Here is a 19,899-nt window from a genome sequence, read left to right on the forward strand (position 1 = left end):
AGCTACGGGTGTCATCTTTGATGACGCGGTAGAGGAGCGTTCTGTAAGCCTGTGAAGGTGAGTTGAGAAGCTTGCTGGAGGTATCAGAAGTGCGAATGCTGACATGAGTAACGACAATGCGAGTGAAAAACTCGCACGCCGAAAGACCAAGGTTTCCTGCGCAACGTTAATCGACGCAGGGTTAGTCGGTCCCTAAGGCGAGGCTGAAAAGCGTAGTCGATGGAAAACAGGTTAATATTCCTGTACTTCCAGTTATTGCGATGGAGGGACGGAGAAGGTTAGGCCAGCCTGGCGTTGGTTGTCCAGGTTTAAGGTGGTAGGCTGAAATCTTAGGCAAATCCGGGATTTCAAGGCCGAGAGCTGATGACGAGTTGCCTTCAGGCGACGAAGTGGTTGATACCATGCTTCCAAGAAAAGCTCCTAAGCTTCAGATAACTGGGAACCGTACCCCAAACCGACACAGGTGGTTAGGTAGAGAATACCAAGGCGCTTGAGAGAACTCGGGTGAAGGAACTAGGCAAAATGGCACCGTAACTTCGGGAGAAGGTGCGCCGGCGAGGGTGAAGGACTTGCTCCGTAAGCCCATGCCGGTCGAAGATACCAGGCCGCTGCGACTGTTTATTAAAAACACAGCACTCTGCAAACACGAAAGTGGACGTATAGGGTGTGACGCCTGCCCGGTGCCGGAAGGTTAATTGATGGGGTTAGCGCAAGCGAAGCTCTTGATCGAAGCCCCGGTAAACGGCGGCCGTAACTATAACGGTCCTAAGGTAGCGAAATTCCTTGTCGGGTAAGTTCCGACCTGCACGAATGGCGTAACGATGGCGGCGCTGTCTCCACCCGAGACTCAGTGAAATTGAAATCGCTGTGAAGATGCAGTGTATCCGCGGCTAGACGGAAAGACCCCGTGAACCTTTACTATAGCTTTGCACTGGACTTTGAATTTGCTTGTGTAGGATAGGTGGGAGGCTTTGAAGTGGGGACGCCAGTTCTCATGGAGCCATCCTTGAAATACCACCCTGGCAACTTTGAGGTTCTAACTCAGGTCCGTTATCCGGATCGAGGACAGTGTATGGTGGGTAGTTTGACTGGGGCGGTCTCCTCCCAAAGAGTAACGGAGGAGTACGAAGGTGCGCTCAGACCGGTCGGAAATCGGTCGTAGAGTATAAAGGCAAAAGCGCGCTTGACTGCGAGACAAACACGTCGAGCAGGTACGAAAGTAGGTCTTAGTGATCCGGTGGTTCTGTATGGAAGGGCCATCGCTCAACGGATAAAAGGTACTCCGGGGATAACAGGCTGATACCGCCCAAGAGTTCATATCGACGGCGGTGTTTGGCACCTCGATGTCGGCTCATCACATCCTGGGGCTGAAGCCGGTCCCAAGGGTATGGCTGTTCGCCATTTAAAGTGGTACGCGAGCTGGGTTTAGAACGTCGTGAGACAGTTCGGTCCCTATCTGCCGTGGACGTTTGAGATTTGAGAGGGGCTGCTCCTAGTACGAGAGGACCGGAGTGGACGAACCTCTGGTGTTCCGGTTGTCACGCCAGTGGCATTGCCGGGTAGCTATGTTCGGAAGAGATAACCGCTGAAAGCATCTAAGCGGGAAACTTGCCTCAAGATGAGATCTCACTGGGATCTTGAATCCCCTGAAGGGCCGTCGAAGACTACGACGTTGATAGGTTGGGTGTGTAAGCGCTGTGAGGCGTTGAGCTAACCAATACTAATTGCCCGTGAGGCTTGACCATATAACACCCAAGCAATTTGCGCACGAAAGCCAAATTGTGGTGGTGAAGACGAAAGAACCGAAAGTTCGCAACATCACAAATATCGCATATCCGAATTCGCTGGGCTGTCCATCTGGACATTCTGGCAACAGAATTTCTTGACGACCATAGAGCATTGGAACCACCTGATCCCATCCCGAACTCAGCAGTGAAACGATGCATCGCCGATGGTAGTGTGGGGTTTCCCCATGTGAGAGTAGGTCATCGTCAAGATTCATTTCGCAAAACCCCTATCTGCGCATGCAGGTAGGGGTTTTGTCTTTAAGTAGAAGCTATCGCTTCTCCTGGTAGGCTGAAGGCCAGCCGGTGGTGGTAAAAAGGTGGTTGACAGCGTTTCCGAATGCTGTATTATTCACCTCCCGCGACGAGAGATCGAAGCGAGTTAAGTGTTTGAAGTTAAACGAGTTTCTCGCAAAAACTTCAAAATAAACGCTTGACAGGCCCTGAGGAAAGCGTAGAATGCGCGCCTCGGTTGAGACGAAAAGCTCTTAACCAAACGCTCTTTAACAAATCGAATCAAGCAATTCGTGTGGGTGCTTGTGAGTACGGATTGATAGTCACAAAGATTATCAGCATCACAAGTGGCCATGCGAGAAATCACATAGTCATTTGAGATTGCTGAGCCAAGTTTAGGGTTTCTTAAAAACCCAAGCAGTATTGAACTGAAGAGTTTGATCATGGCTCAGATTGAACGCTGGCGGCAGGCCTAACACATGCAAGTCGAGCGGATGACGGGAGCTTGCTCCTTGATTCAGCGGCGGACGGGTGAGTAATGCCTAGGAATCTGCCTGGTAGTGGGGGACAACGTTTCGAAAGGAACGCTAATACCGCATACGTCCTACGGGAGAAAGCAGGGGACCTTCGGGCCTTGCGCTATCAGATGAGCCTAGGTCGGATTAGCTAGTTGGTGGGGTAATGGCTCACCAAGGCGACGATCCGTAACTGGTCTGAGAGGATGATCAGTCACACTGGAACTGAGACACGGTCCAGACTCCTACGGGAGGCAGCAGTGGGGAATATTGGACAATGGGCGAAAGCCTGATCCAGCCATGCCGCGTGTGTGAAGAAGGTCTTCGGATTGTAAAGCACTTTAAGTTGGGAGGAAGGGCAGTAAGTTAATACCTTGCTGTTTTGACGTTACCGACAGAATAAGCACCGGCTAACTCTGTGCCAGCAGCCGCGGTAATACAGAGGGTGCAAGCGTTAATCGGAATTACTGGGCGTAAAGCGCGCGTAGGTGGTTCGTTAAGTTGGATGTGAAAGCCCCGGGCTCAACCTGGGAACTGCATCCAAAACTGGCGAGCTAGAGTACGGTAGAGGGTGGTGGAATTTCCTGTGTAGCGGTGAAATGCGTAGATATAGGAAGGAACACCAGTGGCGAAGGCGACCACCTGGACTGATACTGACACTGAGGTGCGAAAGCGTGGGGAGCAAACAGGATTAGATACCCTGGTAGTCCACGCCGTAAACGATGTCAACTAGCCGTTGGAATCCTTGAGATTTTAGTGGCGCAGCTAACGCATTAAGTTGACCGCCTGGGGAGTACGGCCGCAAGGTTAAAACTCAAATGAATTGACGGGGGCCCGCACAAGCGGTGGAGCATGTGGTTTAATTCGAAGCAACGCGAAGAACCTTACCAGGCCTTGACATGCAGAGAACTTTCCAGAGATGGATTGGTGCCTTCGGGAACTCTGACACAGGTGCTGCATGGCTGTCGTCAGCTCGTGTCGTGAGATGTTGGGTTAAGTCCCGTAACGAGCGCAACCCTTGTCCTTAGTTACCAGCACGTCATGGTGGGCACTCTAAGGAGACTGCCGGTGACAAACCGGAGGAAGGTGGGGATGACGTCAAGTCATCATGGCCCTTACGGCCTGGGCTACACACGTGCTACAATGGTCGGTACAGAGGGTTGCCAAGCCGCGAGGTGGAGCTAATCTCACAAAACCGATCGTAGTCCGGATCGCAGTCTGCAACTCGACTGCGTGAAGTCGGAATCGCTAGTAATCGCGAATCAGAATGTCGCGGTGAATACGTTCCCGGGCCTTGTACACACCGCCCGTCACACCATGGGAGTGGGTTGCACCAGAAGTAGCTAGTCTAACCTTCGGGGGGACGGTTACCACGGTGTGATTCATGACTGGGGTGAAGTCGTAACAAGGTAGCCGTAGGGGAACCTGCGGCTGGATCACCTCCTTAATCGACGACATCAGCCTGCTGATGAGCTCCCACACGAATTGCTTGATTCATTGTAAAAGACGATGCTGTAACGCGACCCTGTTATAGGTCTGTAGCTCAGTTGGTTAGAGCGCACCCCTGATAAGGGTGAGGTCGGCAGTTCAAATCTGCCCAGACCTACCATTACATGGTTCAGCCGTAGAATACGGGGCCATAGCTCAGCTGGGAGAGCGCCTGCCTTGCACGCAGGAGGTCAGCGGTTCGATCCCGCTTGGCTCCACCACTTTTGCCGTACGCAGTAGCTTGTCAGAACTTAGAAATGAACATTCGCTTCGAATGTTGATTTCTGGCTTTTGTCAGATCGTTCTTTAAAAATTCGGATATGTGATAGATATAGACTGATGACCAGTTTCACTGCTGGTTGATCAGGCTAAGGTAAAATTTGTGAGTTCTGCTCGAAAGAGCAACATGCGAATTTTCGGCGAATGTCGTCTTCACAGTATAACCAGATTGCTTGGGGTTATATGGTCAAGTGAAGAAGCGCATACGGTGGATGCCTTGGCAGTCAGAGGCGATGAAAGACGTGGTAGCCTGCGATAAGCTTTGGGGAGTCGGCAAACAGACTGTGATCCAGAGATCTCTGAATGGGGGAACCCACTCAGCACAAGCTGAGTATCTTGTACTGAATACATAGGTGCAAGAGGCGAACCAGGGGAACTGAAACATCTAAGTACCCTGAGGAAAAGAAATCAACCGAGATTCCCTTAGTAGTGGCGAGCGAACGGGGACCAGCCCTTAAGTTGATTTGAGATTAGTGGAACGCTCTGGAAAGTGCGGCCATAGTGGGTGATAGCCCCGTACACGAAAATCTCTTGTCAATGAAATCGAGTAGGACGGAGCACGAGAAACTTTGTCTGAATATGGGGGGACCATCCTCCAAGGCTAAATACTACTGACTGACCGATAGTGAACCAGTACCGTGAGGGAAAGGCGAAAAGAACCCCGGAGAGGGGAGTGAAATAGAACCTGAAACCGTATGCGTACAAGCAGTGGGAGCCTACTTTGTTAGGTGACTGCGTACCTTTTGTATAATGGGTCAGCGACTTATATTCAGTGGCGAGCTTAACCGAATAGGGGAGGCGTAGCGAAAGCGAGTCTTAATAGGGCGTTTAGTCGCTGGGTATAGACCCGAAACCGGGCGATCTATCCATGGGCAGGTTGAAGGTTAGGTAACACTGACTGGAGGACCGAACCGACTACCGTTGAAAAGTTAGCGGATGACCTGTGGATCGGAGTGAAAGGCTAATCAAGCTCGGAGATAGCTGGTTCTCCTCGAAAGCTATTTAGGTAGCGCCTCATGTATCACTCCAGGGGGTAGAGCACTGTTTCGGCTAGGGGGTCATCCCGACTTACCAAACCGATGCAAACTCCGAATACCTGGAAGTGCCGAGCATGGGAGACACACGGCGGGTGCTAACGTCCGTCGTGAAAAGGGAAACAACCCAGACCGTCAGCTAAGGTCCCAAAGTCATGGTTAAGTGGGAAACGATGTGGGAAGGCTTAGACAGCTAGGAGGTTGGCTTAGAAGCAGCCACCCTTTAAAGAAAGCGTAATAGCTCACTAGTCGAGTCGGCCTGCGCGGAAGATGTAACGGGGCTCAAACCATGCACCGAAGCTACGGGTGTCATCTTTGATGACGCGGTAGAGGAGCGTTCTGTAAGCCTGTGAAGGTGAGTTGAGAAGCTTGCTGGAGGTATCAGAAGTGCGAATGCTGACATGAGTAACGACAATGCGAGTGAAAAACTCGCACGCCGAAAGACCAAGGTTTCCTGCGCAACGTTAATCGACGCAGGGTTAGTCGGTCCCTAAGGCGAGGCTGAAAAGCGTAGTCGATGGAAAACAGGTTAATATTCCTGTACTTCCAGTTATTGCGATGGAGGGACGGAGAAGGTTAGGCCAGCCTGGCGTTGGTTGTCCAGGTTTAAGGTGGTAGGCTGAAATCTTAGGCAAATCCGGGATTTCAAGGCCGAGAGCTGATGACGAGTTGCCTTCAGGCGACGAAGTGGTTGATACCATGCTTCCAAGAAAAGCTCCTAAGCTTCAGATAACTGGGAACCGTACCCCAAACCGACACAGGTGGTTAGGTAGAGAATACCAAGGCGCTTGAGAGAACTCGGGTGAAGGAACTAGGCAAAATGGCACCGTAACTTCGGGAGAAGGTGCGCCGGCGAGGGTGAAGGACTTGCTCCGTAAGCCCATGCCGGTCGAAGATACCAGGCCGCTGCGACTGTTTATTAAAAACACAGCACTCTGCAAACACGAAAGTGGACGTATAGGGTGTGACGCCTGCCCGGTGCCGGAAGGTTAATTGATGGGGTTAGCGCAAGCGAAGCTCTTGATCGAAGCCCCGGTAAACGGCGGCCGTAACTATAACGGTCCTAAGGTAGCGAAATTCCTTGTCGGGTAAGTTCCGACCTGCACGAATGGCGTAACGATGGCGGCGCTGTCTCCACCCGAGACTCAGTGAAATTGAAATCGCTGTGAAGATGCAGTGTATCCGCGGCTAGACGGAAAGACCCCGTGAACCTTTACTATAGCTTTGCACTGGACTTTGAATTTGCTTGTGTAGGATAGGTGGGAGGCTTTGAAGTGGGGACGCCAGTTCTCATGGAGCCATCCTTGAAATACCACCCTGGCAACTTTGAGGTTCTAACTCAGGTCCGTTATCCGGATCGAGGACAGTGTATGGTGGGTAGTTTGACTGGGGCGGTCTCCTCCCAAAGAGTAACGGAGGAGTACGAAGGTGCGCTCAGACCGGTCGGAAATCGGTCGTAGAGTATAAAGGCAAAAGCGCGCTTGACTGCGAGACAAACACGTCGAGCAGGTACGAAAGTAGGTCTTAGTGATCCGGTGGTTCTGTATGGAAGGGCCATCGCTCAACGGATAAAAGGTACTCCGGGGATAACAGGCTGATACCGCCCAAGAGTTCATATCGACGGCGGTGTTTGGCACCTCGATGTCGGCTCATCACATCCTGGGGCTGAAGCCGGTCCCAAGGGTATGGCTGTTCGCCATTTAAAGTGGTACGCGAGCTGGGTTTAGAACGTCGTGAGACAGTTCGGTCCCTATCTGCCGTGGACGTTTGAGATTTGAGAGGGGCTGCTCCTAGTACGAGAGGACCGGAGTGGACGAACCTCTGGTGTTCCGGTTGTCACGCCAGTGGCATTGCCGGGTAGCTATGTTCGGAAGAGATAACCGCTGAAAGCATCTAAGCGGGAAACTTGCCTCAAGATGAGATCTCACTGGGATCTTGAATCCCCTGAAGGGCCGTCGAAGACTACGACGTTGATAGGTTGGGTGTGTAAGCGCTGTGAGGCGTTGAGCTAACCAATACTAATTGCCCGTGAGGCTTGACCATATAACACCCAAGCAATTTGCGCACGAAAGCCAAATTGTGGTGGTGAAGACGAAAGAACCGAAAGTTCGCAACATCACAAATATCGCATATCCGAATTCGCTGGGCTGTCCATCTGGACATTCTGGCAACAGAATTTCTTGACGACCATAGAGCATTGGAACCACCTGATCCCATCCCGAACTCAGCAGTGAAACGATGCATCGCCGATGGTAGTGTGGGGTTTCCCCATGTGAGAGTAGGTCATCGTCAAGATTCATTTCGCAAAACCCCTATCTGCGCATGCAGGTAGGGGTTTTGTCTTTAAGTAGGAACTACAGAGATTCGCAGGTACGTCCGAGGGACGGGCCAGCACACAGAATTTCTTGACGACCATAGAGCATTGGAACCACCTGATCCCATCCCGAACTCAGCAGTGAAACGATGCATCGCCGATGGTAGTGTGGGGTTTCCCCATGTGAGAGTAGGTCATCGTCAAGATTCAAATCCAAAGCCCCTGTCTGCGATGCAGACAGGGGCTTTGTCTTTTCCGGGGGCGCACTTTCATGCGAGCGCGCTTCCCGTGTAGGAGCGGCCTTGTGTCGCGATCGGACGCGTAGCGACCATCATAGAGTCAGAACTGATAGCTGACCGTGGCACTGATATTGCGCTCTTCACCCATGTAGCAGTAGTTCAGGCTTGCACACGAGGTGATGTAGCTTTCATTGGTGAGGTTATTGGCGTTCAGGCGTACATCCATCCCTTGGAGGCCGACCTTGCCCAGGTCATAGCCGATCGAGGCGTCGAACAGGGTATAGGAGGGCACCTTCATGCTGTTTTCCGCATCCACCCAGCTGTACCCCACATACCGCACCCCACCGCCCAAGCGCAGGCCATCCAGGGCCCCCTGGTGGAAGTTGTAGTCAGCCCAAAGCGAGAACATCTGTTTCGGTGCCTGGGTTGGCGAATTGCCCTTGTTATCCAGGTTGCCAGACACCAGGCTGGGCATCGACTTTGCGTACTCGATATCGGTAAAGGTATAGCCGCCCAGCAGCTTCAAGCTGTCGGTCAGTTGCACATGGGCCTCCAGTTCCAGCCCTTGTGAGCGCACTTGCCCTACAGGGCGATAGAAATCTTCGTCAGGCTGCTTCGAGGCCAGGTTCTCCTGCTCGATGCGGAACACCGATGCGGTGAACAGGTTGTCGCTACCCGGCGGCTGATACTTGATACCAGCCTCCCATTGAGTGCCCTCGGTCGGTGCCAGAGGGCGGCCTTGCTGGTCGGATACGGTATTGGGGTTGAACGACTCCGAGTAGCTGACATAGGGCGCAATACCGTTCTCGAACAGGTAGAGCACACCTGCGCGGGTAGTGAACCTGGAGCGCTGGTCACTGACCTTGGTGTTGCTGTCGCGATTCTCCTCGGACACCTTCACCCAGTCCTGGCGCAGCCCCAACGAGAAGCGCCATTGGTTCAGCTCCACCAGGTCCTGCAGGTAAACGCCCGTTTGCTGCAAACGCCGCTGGTAGCGGTTCTCGCCCAGCACCTGAAGGTTGCCGTTGCCGTACTGCGGGTTGCCTGCATCCAACGGATCGACTGTGCCATAACGCCAGGCCACATCAGCCTTGCGTCGCTGGTAGTCGGTGCCCAGCAGCAAGGTGTGTTTGGCGGCCCCGGTGAAGAATTCCGCCTGCAGCATGTTGTCGATGATGTACGAATGCAGGCGTTCGTCGCCGCCGGTATAGGCGCGGTTGAGGATATTGCTGTCGGCATCCGCCCAACCGGCGGAATACACCTGGTCCATCGACACGTCGGAATCCTGATAACGGAAGTTCTGGCGTGCCGTGAATACATCGTTGAAGCGATGCTCGAACTGGTAGCTGAAGGACTGTTGGGTACGCTCGTAGTTGTCGATACCCGGCTCGCCCTCGAAGAAGTGGTCCGACAGGCGCAAGCCGTTGCGTTTGTGCAGCATTCCATCTGCGGGGTTACCGCCGTGATAGCCGCCGTTGGGGTCGTGTTGCAGGTAGGCCTGCAGGGTCAGCGAAGTGTCTTCGCTGAAGTCGATGCTGACGGCCGGCGCGATGGCGTAGCGTTCTTCCTTGTTGTGGTCGAACTGCGTGTCGGAAGTATCCGCCAGGCCTGTCAGGCGATAAGCGATACGCTTGTCGTCATCCACGGGGCCGCTGAAGTCGAAACCCATGCCACGCTGGCCTTGGGTACCGATGGTGGCCTGGACTTGATGGTAGGGGGTAAACAGCGGCTTCTTGGTGGTCAGCGCCACCAGGCCTCCTGGCGAGCTACGGCCATACAGTACCGAAGACGGTCCCTTGAGAATATCGATGCGCTCCAGGAAGTACGGGTCCACCTGCATTGTGCTGTAGGTGCCGTTGTCTCCCATCGACTTGAGCCCGTCGACGTAGATGTTGTCCACCGAGCCGTCGTTGAAGCCTCGCATGGCCACATAGTCATAACGATGGGTCGCCCCGTAGGGGTTGGTCAGTACCCCAGGTGTGTAGCGCATGGCTTGGGCAACGGTTTGTGAGCCTTGGTCGTCCATCTGCTGTCGGGTAACCACCGAGACCGATTGTGATGTCTCTACCAGCGGCATGCTGGTCTTGGTCGCCACTTGGCTATGGGTAGCGTTGTAACCCTCCGTGCTGCCCAGTGCATTGCCGAGGGTGAAGCTGCGGATATCGGTGTCTGGCAATGACAATGCAGCACTTTGGGGTTGTGCCTGCAGCACGTAGCTCCGGCCGTCCTGGCTGACGGCTTCCAGGCCGCTGCCATTGAGCAACTGGTGCAGTGCCTGATCGGTTGGGTATTGCCCCTGCAGGCCGTTCGACTGCAAGCCTTGGGTGAGCTGGGGTGTGCTCGACAAGGTGATGCCAGCCTGGCGGGCGAACTGGTTGAGCACGTCATCCAACTGGCCGGCCGGGATCGCATAGTGGTGACTCATCTGGGCCGTTTCAGCTGCCATGGAAAGTTGCGTGACGGCTGTAAGGCCCAAGGCGGTGCCAAACAGGGCAGCCCGGACTGCTTTGCGCAAAGGCACTGAGTGCAAGACAGGTCGAAAATCATTCGCGTTGAAGGTGCGCGTGTGCACGGGGGCGGTAGGCATGAGGGGTCCGTTGAAGTGTGAGGGCAGGAGGTGTCGCTTACTGTCCTAGCCGGACCGGCATTCAAAACCCGTCAAAAAAGTTATTGGGCCGCTACGCGCCCCATCGCCAGCAAGCCAGCTCCCACAGGTATTGCATAGCCCTCAGGCCTTGTGCGATCCCTGTGGGAGCTGGCTTGCCGGCGATGGGCTGCATAGCAGCCCTGAACGCAATAGCCCCCGTCAGATCAGGCCAGCCCCTCCACGCGAACCCACCAGCGTGTACGTTGGCGAAGCCGCACGGGCAGCGTCCGTGGTAGCAGTTGCAGCAGTTGCTCCGGGTCTTCGAGGCGGAATACACCCGACAAGCGCAAATCGGCAATATCGTCGCTGCAGCTCAGATAGCCATGCCGATAACGGCTGACCTGCGAGAGGAAGTCGAACAGGCGCATGTCCCGGGTGACGATCAGGCCCTCGGTCCAGGCCATCGCATCCATGTCCACCTGCTCGAGCCGGTGTGTACCCTGCGCATCCAGGCGCCAGTTCTGGCCGCTTTCGATCCATTGCAGCGGGCCAATGCCAGGCCGGTGTATCGCCACCCTGCCATGGCTGACACTGACCTGCGTGCAGTCGCTGTCCTGGCGCGCCACAAAGCGCCCTTCGAACCCTTCCAGCAACGCGTCACGAGTTTGTACAAGCAAGGGACGCTGCCGGCTGCAGGCAATCATCAGTTCCCCCTGCTTCAGGCGGACCAGGCGCTGCTGGTCATTGAAGGCCAGGTCGACGGCACTGCGGGTATTGAGTTGCATCAGCGAGCCATCGGGAAGCGCAAAGCTGCGTCGTTCGCCCGTGCCGGTGGCGTAGTCCGATGTCCAGGTGTTGACCGCATCGAGGTCTTTTCCCAGCCATGCCGCCGTCCCCGCCATGGCAACGCCACCAAGCAGCTTCAGCGCCTGCCGACGGTGCAGGCGGCGCTGGCTGGTCTCCAGGGTCTGCAAAGCCAGCCCGGCGCCAGGCACGGCACGCAGGTCGAGGTCCTGATGCAGGTGAATCACCCGTTGCCAGGCCTGTTCGTGTTCGTGGTGGGCAGCGCGCCATTGCCTGCACTGTTGCTGCAAGGCAGGGTCATGCCCGCTCTCCCGCAGCCTCAGCATCCACTGGATGGCCTGTTTGACCGCTGTTGCGCCAGGCTGTGCGGCGGTCATCATCTCAGCACTCGTCGGTGTAGCGCAGCAGGTAGCAATGGTAGAGCGCGTCGGCGATGTAGCGCTCCACGGTACGTACCGAGATGCCCATCTGGTCGGCGATGGCCTGGTGCTTCAGCCCCTCGCATTGGGCCAGCAGGAATGCGCGGCGTACTTTGGGCTTGAGGCCTTCGAGCATGCGCGCGATGCGCTCCAGCAATTCCAGCAGCAGCTCACGGGTTTCGGCCGAGGGGGCCTGTGCTTCCGGCAACTGTGCCAATGCCTCGAGATAGGCCCTGTGCAGTTCCTCGCGCCGCCAGTGGTCGATCACCAGCCCGCGCGCGACCGTCCGCAGGAACGCCCGTGGCGTGTTCAGTTGCAGGTGTTCGCGACGCTGCAACAGGCGCACGAAGGTGTCCTGGGCCAGGTCTGCGGCATCGGCGGCGTTGCCCAGCTTGCTGCGTAGCCAGGCATGCAACCAGCCGTGGTGGTCACTGTAGAGCGTTTGCACGGAATCGTTGCTGGGCATGGGTGAGGGCGCTGCCATCAATGGACATGAATGATAATTAGTCTCATTGTTGGCGGGGTCCGATCATTTTGCAACCCAGCCGACTGCACCATGCGCGCAGTCACTACCCGCTAGCGCCCCAGTTGCGTATCCAGATACTTGCGGATTACCCGCGATGCGTTATTCAGGTGCCGTTCCAGCACCGCTACCGCTTCGTCCACCAGCTTGTCGCCAGCCGCATCCGCCAGTGCGTTGTGATCGTCCTGGGTGAGCTTGCCCAGGCCCATGGACGAAAGATGAAACCGCAGGAAGCGCTCTTCCTCATTCAGTTCGTCCTCGATCAGGCGCAGAAGCTTCTTGTTCGGCGCCTTGTTGTACAACGACATGTGGAACAGGCGATTGAGGCGGCCGATTTCAGCGTGACGCGTTTCGTTTTCCAGTTGCTGGATATACCCGCGGGCGCTGGCGATGTCGCTGGCATCGAGCAGCGGAATGGACTGGCGCAGCGCCTCGGTCTCGAGCAGCACGCGCAGGGCATAGGTGTCCACCGCGTCCTCGCCGATCAAGGGCGCAACCACCGCACCCTTGTGCATTTCCACTTTCAGCAGCGATTGCGCTTCGAGCTGGCGCAGGGCCTCGCGCACGGGCATGCGGCTGACACCGAACAAGGTGGCGAGCTCTTGTTGTCTTACGGCAGTACCTGGGGGCAAGCGGCCATCAAGAATGGCACTGCGCAGGCGTTCTTCGATCACGCCACGGGCCTGGTGCGGCAACAGCTGCTCGCTGGCCAGCACATTGCTCAATTTGATTTTCTCGGCCACGCGACGTCTGCCTCAACGATGACTAAAGTTGGATCCAATGACACTAGTAACAGCTCTTGGGGGTGTCAAACCTTTACCGGTAATGGAACCGGCGCCCCAAAAGCGCGGCTATGGTGGATGAAGTCGCCGGTCAAAGGAAGCGGCCTATGGAAGGTTATAACCAGAAAGTGTAGGTCGGGTGACCGGCGGGTGCATGATTGTAGGGTGCCATTGTCTTTTGCCGTGGCAAGCCGCACCATCGCTGCTTTCGACTGGCCTGAACAGGGCTTCGCAGTGGCGATATCCTGGATGCTCAAAACCGTTGTGCAACGTGTCGGCCTTGCTGTGCTGCTTGGCAGCCTGCTGCTGGGCGGCTTGCACGCGGATTGGGACTTTTCCCAGATCAGCCGCAAGTCGCAGGCCCTGTATGGCCCCTTGGGTGCCGGGCAGGGCCGGATCGATGCCTGGCAGAACCTGATGGCCACGCAGAAGCAGGGTACGGAGCTTGAGCGATTGCAGGTGGTCAACCGCTTCTTCAACCAGCAATTGCGCTATGTCGAGGATATCGACCTGTGGCATGAGGTCGATTATTGGGCCACGCCGGTGCAGGCGCTGATCAAGGGCGCAGGGGACTGCGAGGACTACGCCATCGCCAAGTATTTCAGTCTGCGGCGCATGGGCATCCCCAGCGAAAAGCTGCGCATCACCTACGTCAAGGCGCTGCGACAGAACCGGGCGCACATGGTCCTGACCTATTATTCAAGCCCACAGGCACAACCATTGGTGCTCGACAGCCTGATGGATGCCATCAAGCCGGCCAGCCAGCGTACCGACCTGCTGCCGGTGTACGCCTTCAATGGTGAGGGTTTGTGGCTGACGGGCGCCGCAGGCAACAAGAAGGTCGGCGATACCAAGCGGTTGTCACGCTGGCAGGATTTGCTGAAGAAAATGCAGGCCGAAGGGTTCCCGGCCGAGCCGGTCTACTGAAGGAGCACAGATGTCACTGTTCAAACAATTGCTGTTGGCCATTTGCCTGTTCCTGGTGGTCGCCTTCAGTGGCAGTTTCATGGTCAGCCTGGAAAGTTCGCGCAGCCAATACGTCAACCAGTTGCGCTCGCACGCCCAGGATGCGGCGACCGCGCTGGCGCTGTCGCTGACGCCGAATATTGATGACCCGGCGATGGTCGAGCTGATGGTCAGCTCGATCTTCGACAGTGGTTACTACTCAAGCATCAAGGTTGTCGACTTGAGTTCCAATGCTGTGCTGGTGGAGCGCCACGCTGAGCCGGACCCCGGCGGTGTGCCGCGTTGGTTCGTGCACCTGATCGGCCTGGAAGCCGCCGGTGGCGATGCCATCGTCAGCCGCGGCTGGCAGCAGGCCGCACGCGTTGAAGTAATCAGCCACCCGATGTTCGCCATTGCCAAACTCTGGCAGAGCGCCCTGGGCAGCCTGGGTTGGCTGCTGCTGTGTGGCGCGGCCAGTGCGGTACTCGGCGCCTTGCTCCTGCGTCGCCAGTTGCGGCCGCTGGACTACATGGTCGAGCAGTCCCACGCCATTGCCCGCCGCGAATTCCTCAGCCTGCCCGAGTTGCCGCGCACGCCGGAGCTGCGCCGGGTAGTACAGGCGATGAACCAGATGGTCGAGAAGCTCAAGGCACTGTTTACCGAGCAAGCCGAGCGCAGTGAGCGGCTGCGTGCCGAGTCTTATCAGGACAGCCTGACCGGGCTGTCCAACCGCCGTTATTTCGAGATGCAGCTGAACACGCGGGTGAGCAATCTGGAAGAAGCGCGCGCCGGCTACCTGCTGTTGCTGCGGGTCCAGGGGCTGGCGGGGTTGAACGCCCGTCTTGGCGGCCAGCGTACCGACCAGTTGCTACAGGCCGTGGGTGAGCAGTTGCGTCGCACCTGTGCCAGCTACCCGGAAACCAACGACCTGATTTCCCGCAGCCGGGGGGGCGAGTTCGCCGTGCTGGCGCCGGGTATGGTGCATGAAGAGGCGGTACAGCTTGCCCAGGCCCTGGAAGCGACGCTGCACAGCCTGCACGAGACGGGCGCCAGTGATATCGACCCGGTGGCTTGTATCGGCCTGGCGCCGTTCAGCCCCGGTGATTCACCGCAGGCATTGCTGAAGCTTGCCGACGAGGCCCTGGCCCGCGCCGAGAACCAGCCAACACCGGGTTGGGTATGCCTTGAACAAGGCGTGGCTGCAGTTGCCGCGGATAGCCAGCATGTCTGGCACGAGCGGCTGGACCAGGCGTTCGACAATGGGCATTTCGAACTGTTCTTCCAGCCAGTGGTGGATTGCGCTTCTGCGCAACGGGTACTGCACCACAAAGTGATTTCGCGGTTGCAGGATGGCCAGGGCGAGGCGCTGCCGGCCGGCCGCTTCCTGCCCTGGCTGGAGCGCTTCGGCTGGATGCCGCGGCTTGATGTGCTGGTGTTGGAGAAAGTGCTGGCGCACCTTCGAGGGCATGACCAGGTGTTGGCACTGAACCTGTCCGCCGCCACCCTGGCCGACCCCAAGGCCCTTCAGCGTGTTTTCGAGCTTCTGGGCCAGAACACGGCGCTCGGCCCGCGGCTGGTTTTCGAAATTGGCGAGGAGCAGTTACCTGAGCAGGCGGCCCTGGAGCAACTCACCCGGCGCCTGCACGCGCTTGGCTTCGGCCTGGCGCTGCAACGCTTTGGTGGGCGTTTCAGCATGATCGGCAACCTGGCGCACCTGGGCCTGGCGTACCTGAAGATCGATGGCAGCTACATCCGCAACATTGATCAAGAGCAGCACAAGCGGCTGTTCATAGAAGCGGTCCAGCGCGCCGCACACAGCATCGACCTGCCGCTGATTGCCGAGCGGGTCGAGACGGAAGGTGAGCGGTTGGTGTTGCGGGAGATGGGTGTAGGCGGGATTCAGGGGCAGTTGGTTGGTGAGCCTGCCCCCTGGCGCTGAGGGCATGCGGTCCCTTGTAGGAGCGGCCTTGTGTCGCGAAAGGGCCGCACAGCGGCCCCGGGATTTCAGCAAAGATGCATAAATCGCTGGGGCTGCTGTGCAGCCCTTTCGCGACACAAGGCCGCTCCCACAGTGTGGGTCGCGGCGATGAGTGTGCTTTTTAACGCTCGCGCAACGCTTCCGAACGCGCCTTCATGATCGGCTTGAGCAGGTAGCTCATGATGGTCTTCTTGCCGGTCATGATATCGACCGTCGCCACCATCCCCGGAATGATCAGCAGCGGCTTCTCGTCAGTGCCCAGGTGGCTGCGGTCGGTACGCAGCTTGATCAGGTAGTAGGTGGTCTTCTTGTCTTCATCGGTGATGGTGTCGGCACCGATCTGCTCCAGCTTGGCCTTCAGCCCACCGTAGATGGTGTAGTCATAGGCCGTGAACTTGACCGTCGCCTCCTGCCCAGGGTGCAGGAAAGCGATGTCCTTGGGCAGGATCTTCGCCTCGATGACCAGTGAGTCGTCCAGCGGCACGATTTCTATGATGTCGCTGCCCGGCTGGATTACCCCGCCAATGGTATTCACCAGCAGTTGCTTGACGATACCGCGTACCGGCGAAGTAACCATGGTGCGGTGCACGCGATCATCCAGCGCCTTGCTGGTCGCCGTGGCCTTGTTCAGCTCGGTGCGCGCTTCGTTCAATTGGGTCAGCGCTTCGCTGCGGAATTTGCCACGGGTCTCTTCGATCTTGCTTTGCACCTCGCGAATGGCCGCCTCGGCACGCGGGATGGCCAGCGCCGTGGAGTCCAGCTGACCGCGGTTCTCCACTTCGGCGCGGCGCAGGCGCAGCACCTCAACCTGGGAGATCGCACCGGTGGCCACCAGGGGCTCGGACATGCTGATCTCCTTGCGCAACAATTGCAGGCTGTTGGCGTACTGGGCACGTTTCGAACTGTATTCGCGCAGTTCCTGCTGGCGCTGTACCAGCTGCTGTTGCAGGCCACCAATCTCGTCCTGCAGTTGCTGGCGCCGGCTCTGGTACAACGACTCTTCACTGGCCGCCTGGCTTGGCGCGGCCTTGCGCAGCGCTTCGTCGATCTTCAGCGGGCTGTCCTCGACCTCGGCACTCAGGCGCTCGACGCGCAAGGCCATGGCCAGGCGGTCGGCCTCGGTTTCACCCACGTTGGAGGCGAAGCGGGTTTCATCCAGGCGCAGCAATGGCTGGCCCACTTCGACGATCTGCCCTTCCTTGGCGAAGATCTCGGCGACGATGCCGCCCTCCAGGTTCTGGATCTTCTGCACCTTGGACGACGGAATGGCCTTGCCTTCACCCCGCGTAACTTCGTCGATGGGCGCGACGCTGGCCCACACGATCAGGAACACGAAGAACAGGATCACGCCCCAGATGGTCAGCCGCACGACCCGCGGCGCATCCTCGATCAGGGCCTTGTTGACCTCTGGCAGCGGCTGGCCGCCCAGTGAATCGGAACCCTTGAAATAGCGCCGCAGGCCGTCCTTGAATTGCCCCACATCCAGCTTATGCAACACTGATCTGCCCCTTCTTCAGCGCATCCATGACCGCGGCTTTCGGGCCGTCGGCGACAATCTGCCCGCGATCGATCACGATCAGCCGGTCCACCAGCGACAACAGCGAGGCACGGTGTGTGACCAGCAGCATCGTCTTGCCTTCCACCACCGCCTGCAGGCGCTGCTTGAGGCGTTCTTCGCCGGTGTTGTCCATGGCGCTGGTCGGTTCGTCCAGCAGCAGGATCTGCGGGTTGAGCAACAGCGCGCGGCCCAGGGCGACGTTCTGCCGCTGGCCACCGGACAGGTTCTGCCCGCGTTCACCCACCTGCAACTCGTAGCCGTCCGGGTGCAACCGGGCGAACTCATGCACACCCGCCAGTTCGGCAGCTTGCAGAATCAACTCATCCTCGATGTAGCGAGCCCCGCTGACCAGGTTATCGCGCAGGGTACCGGCCAGCAGCTGGATGTCCTGGGGCACGTAGCCGATGTTGTGGCGCAGTTCGCTGACGTCGATCTGGCGAATGTCCACGCCATCGACCAGCAGCGAGCCGCTATCGGCCTCGTACAGCCCGACGATGAGCTTGGCCAGCGAGCTCTTGCCCGAGCCACTGCGGCCGATAATGCCCACCTTCTCGCCGGGGCGGATGGTGAGGTTGATGTTCTTCAAGGCCTGATTCTGTTGGTTCGGGTAGGTGAAATCGACCCCCCGGAACTCGACGCTGCCCTGCAGCACCTTGCGGCTCAGCGGGCGTTCTTCGAAGTTGCGTTCTTGCGGCAGTTCCATCATGTGGTCGGTGGAGACCATGGTCACCTTGGCTTGCTGGTAGCGGGCGAGCAGGCCGTTGAGCTGGCCCAGCGGGCCGAGGGCACGGCCGCTGAGCATGTAGCAGGCCACGAGGCCGCCCATGCTCAGGTTGCCGTCGATGATCAGGTACACGCCGACGCAGATCATCGCCACGCCTGCCAGTTGCTGGATCAGCAGGGTGATGTTCATCGCCAGGCTCGACAGCACCTTCACCCGCAGTTCCAGGCGGCTGAGGGTACCCAGGGTTTGCTCCCACATGTACTGGCGTTCGCTTTCGGCGTTGTTGACCTTTACCGCATCCAGGCCGGCAAGGGTCTCGATCAGGCTGGACTGGCGCTCCGAGGCCAGGGCCATGGTCCGTTCCATGGTCGCCATCAGTGGCCGTTGCAGGGCGTAACCGATGCCCAGGGCCAGCGGGAAGGCGATGATCGGGATCCACACCAGGTGCCCGCCAATGATGGCGATGACGATCAGGATCAGAATGGTGAACGGCAGGTCGATCAGGCTGGTCAGGGTCAGCGAGGCGAGGAAGTCACGCAGGCCCTGGAATTCGTGAATGTTCTGGGCAAAGCTGCCGACCCTGGCCGGGCGGTACTTCATCGACATGCCGACGATACGTTCGAACAGCGTTGCCGAAATGATCAGGTCGGTCTTCTTGCCGGCCAGGTCCAGGCACAAGCCGCGCAGGCCCTTGAGGATCAGGTCGAAGATGTAGGCACCGGCGATGCCGATGGCCAACACCCAGAGGGTCGAGGTGGCCTGGTTGGGCACCACCCGGTCATATACGTTCATCACGAACAGTGGCGCGGCCAGGGCGATCAGGTTGATCACCAGGCTGGCGGCGATGGCGTCGATATATAGCCACTTGCTGCGCAGCAAGGTATCGCGGAACCACGACTTCGCCCGCGGGATGAGGTTGCCGTGGTTGACGTCGAACTTGTGCTGCGGCTGGGCAAAGAATACCCGGCCACTGTAATCGCTCTGCAGGGCTTCGCGGCTGACATGTACCTCGCCGCCATCGCTCTCGCTGAGCAGCAGGCGCGCGGTGTCTTCGTTTTCCCAGCCCAGCAGCACGGCGCTGCGGCCTTCCTTGAGCAGCAACATGGCCGGCATGGCGATGCTCGGGATCTGCTCCAGCTTACGCTGCAGCAGGCGCCCCTGCAGGCCGGCCCGGGCGGCTGCGCGGGGCAGAAGCTCGGGGCTCAGGCGCTGGGCCGGCAGCGGCAGGCCGGTGGTCAGCATGACCCGGCTGGCGGGTTTCTGGTGCAGTACACACAGGCTCAACAGACTATCCAGCAGGGGATCGTCATGCTGACTGCGTGGATCGTGGCTGAGTTGGACTCGACTGACTTCGGATTCCACGCGGCTCTTCATCCTTGTGGTGGGTGGGGTGGGTGTGCCGCCGTTCAGGCTGGCTCACCCTGGCGTTCAATGGCGCTGCCAGGCAGTGGTCATGAGGCTACGGCACTCTGGCGCTTGGGCAACCGGCCAATGGTCGCCTTGAATCGGTATTGAGTAAACAATTCTACGGTCTTCATTCCTGGCAGACGATGCTGAGTGGTGGATGTTTCATTTTTGATCCAGTCAGCATCCAGCCCGAATTAATTTGCAGCATAGCCTGCCATCCGTCTGGCGGCAGAGGAGTTGTCGGTATCGACTTGTAGCTTGTCAATAAACAGGCGCTTATTTGTT

At 57.8% G+C, this 19,899-nt stretch carries 8 protein-coding genes, 2 tRNA genes and 6 rRNA genes (1 of these 16 cut by a window edge); 10 read left to right on the forward strand and 6 right to left on the reverse strand.

Annotation, left to right across the window (positions count from 1 at the left end):
• From ABNP31_RS00595 to rrf (ABNP31_RS00630), 8 genes are all read left to right on the forward strand, one after another.
• A 23S ribosomal RNA gene (locus ABNP31_RS00595) occupies positions 1-1,745 on the forward strand; it begins 1,147 nt to the left of the window's first position.
• A 136-nt stretch (positions 1,746-1,881) separates the two neighbouring features.
• A 5S ribosomal RNA gene (gene rrf / locus ABNP31_RS00600) occupies positions 1,882-1,997 on the forward strand.
• Positions 1,998-2,443: 446 nt separating this feature from the next.
• Positions 2,444-3,980, forward strand: a 16S ribosomal RNA gene (locus tag ABNP31_RS00605).
• Positions 3,981-4,065: 85 nt separating this feature from the next.
• Positions 4,066-4,142, forward strand: a tRNA-Ile gene (locus tag ABNP31_RS00610).
• Between the two features lie 24 nt (positions 4,143-4,166).
• A tRNA-Ala gene (locus ABNP31_RS00615) sits at positions 4,167-4,242 on the forward strand.
• 243 nt (positions 4,243-4,485) lie between these two features.
• Positions 4,486-7,377, forward strand: a 23S ribosomal RNA gene (locus ABNP31_RS00620).
• A gap of 136 nt (positions 7,378-7,513) precedes the next feature.
• A 5S ribosomal RNA gene (gene rrf / locus ABNP31_RS00625) occupies positions 7,514-7,629 on the forward strand.
• A gap of 109 nt (positions 7,630-7,738) precedes the next feature.
• Positions 7,739-7,854: ribosomal RNA gene (gene rrf, locus ABNP31_RS00630) — 5S ribosomal RNA — on the forward strand.
• The 16S, 23S and 5S rRNA genes sit together here with 2 tRNA genes alongside, the layout of an rRNA operon.
• Positions 7,855-7,987: 133 nt before the next feature.
• Here rrf (ABNP31_RS00630) and ABNP31_RS00635 read toward each other — a convergent pair.
• The 4 genes from ABNP31_RS00635 to ABNP31_RS00650 all read right to left on the reverse strand — a co-directional run bounded on the left by ABNP31_RS00635 (position 7,988) and on the right by ABNP31_RS00650 (position 12,963).
• On the reverse strand, positions 7,988-10,402 hold the full coding sequence (locus ABNP31_RS00635) for a TonB-dependent siderophore receptor (RefSeq protein WP_350012901.1): 2,415 nt from the start codon (positions 10,400-10,402) through the stop codon (positions 7,988-7,990).
• Between the two features lie 296 nt (positions 10,403-10,698).
• Complete coding sequence (locus ABNP31_RS00640) at positions 10,699-11,655, reverse strand: FecR family protein (RefSeq protein ID WP_350013398.1); 957 nt, start codon at positions 11,653-11,655, stop codon at positions 10,699-10,701.
• A 4-nt stretch (positions 11,656-11,659) separates the two neighbouring features.
• Entirely contained in the window at positions 11,660-12,163 is a 504-nt protein-coding gene (locus ABNP31_RS00645) for a sigma-70 family RNA polymerase sigma factor (protein ID WP_085619538.1), read from the reverse strand.
• A 110-nt stretch (positions 12,164-12,273) separates the two neighbouring features.
• Entirely contained in the window at positions 12,274-12,963 is a 690-nt protein-coding gene (locus tag ABNP31_RS00650; RefSeq protein ID WP_025337254.1) for a GntR family transcriptional regulator, read from the reverse strand.
• A 204-nt stretch (positions 12,964-13,167) separates the two neighbouring features.
• Between ABNP31_RS00650 and lapG the strand changes: the two genes are divergently transcribed.
• Both lapG and lapD read left to right on the forward strand, forming a co-directional pair.
• Complete coding sequence (gene lapG / locus ABNP31_RS00655; protein WP_170929341.1) at positions 13,168-13,929, forward strand: cysteine protease LapG; 762 nt, start codon at positions 13,168-13,170, stop codon at positions 13,927-13,929.
• Between the two features lie 10 nt (positions 13,930-13,939).
• Positions 13,940-15,886 (forward strand): cyclic di-GMP receptor LapD, encoded by a 1,947-nt coding sequence (lapD, locus tag ABNP31_RS00660; RefSeq protein WP_085665774.1) that lies wholly within the window; start codon positions 13,940-13,942, stop codon positions 15,884-15,886.
• Between the two features lie 160 nt (positions 15,887-16,046).
• On the opposite strand, the gene ABNP31_RS00665 is transcribed toward lapD, so the two are convergent.
• Positions 16,047-17,423: an HlyD family type I secretion periplasmic adaptor subunit gene (locus tag ABNP31_RS00665; RefSeq protein ID WP_038407794.1), complete on the reverse strand. Its 1,377-nt coding sequence runs from the start codon at positions 17,421-17,423 to the stop codon at positions 16,047-16,049.
• Positions 17,413-19,569 (reverse strand): type I secretion system permease/ATPase, encoded by a 2,157-nt coding sequence (locus ABNP31_RS00670; RefSeq protein ID WP_085665773.1) that lies wholly within the window; start codon positions 19,567-19,569, stop codon positions 17,413-17,415. Before ABNP31_RS00670 ends, ABNP31_RS00665 begins: the two co-directional genes overlap by 11 nt.
• Positions 19,570-19,899 lie beyond the last annotated feature (330 nt).

Source organism: Pseudomonas asiatica, assembly GCF_040214835.1.
Lineage (GTDB): Bacteria > Pseudomonadota > Gammaproteobacteria > Pseudomonadales > Pseudomonadaceae > Aquipseudomonas > Aquipseudomonas putida_Z.